The sequence below is a fragment of the Methylobacterium sp. J-076 genome, from assembly GCF_022829405.1.
GTDB lineage: Bacteria > Pseudomonadota > Alphaproteobacteria > Rhizobiales > Beijerinckiaceae > Methylobacterium.
Genome location: NZ_JAKSXW010000124.1, coordinates 1 through 531, shown reverse-complemented (window position 1 = coordinate 531; position 531 = coordinate 1). Strand labels below are relative to the sequence as shown.

Annotated in this window: 1 protein-coding gene and 1 pseudogene; both read left to right on the top strand. The window is 63.1% G+C overall.

The features are described 5' to 3' along the window. Nucleotides 1-182, top strand: a pseudogene (locus MKK53_RS13350) (hypothetical protein); the annotation flags it as partial. An 85-nt stretch (nt 183-267) separates the two neighbouring features. Continuing rightward, the coding region (locus MKK53_RS13345) for a MucR family transcriptional regulator (protein ID WP_243929194.1) at nt 268-531 on the top strand (264 nt) is incomplete at its 3' end.

Here is a 531-nt window from a genome sequence, read left to right as displayed (position 1 = left end):
ACCCTGAGCATGGGACGCTGCGCGTGGATCACTGCGGCGCGCTGCTTTTCAGCGGGAAAAGGCCGATGGCGGTCGAGGCCAGTCGGATCGTGTTCGAGAGCGAGTCCGCCTACCGGAACAAGCCGGGCCAGATGTGGGGGGTGCCGGTCTGGGAGTACGCCAAGAGCGGCAAGGGGCGGTAGCGCAGCGCGGGCGGAGAGAGGTCTATCGTTGCCCAGGAAGTGGATAGCGCTCTAAAAGGCCCTGTTCATCAAACGGGGAGAGGCAATGTCTGGGGTAGATAGCGGGCAAACGCGTGATCTGGTGGAGGCGGCTAGTGAAATCGTTGCCGCCTACTCATCTCACAACCATGTCTCAGCCTCGGACCTGCCGGCCCTGATCGCAAGCGTGTATGCCTCGCTCGCTGGTCTGACCACACCGCGGACGACCCAGGAAGCCGCATCAGCTTCTCCGGACAAGCCTGCGCCAGCGCAAATCCGCAAAAGCATCACACCGGACGCGCTGACCAGCTTCCTCGACGGTAAGCCGTAC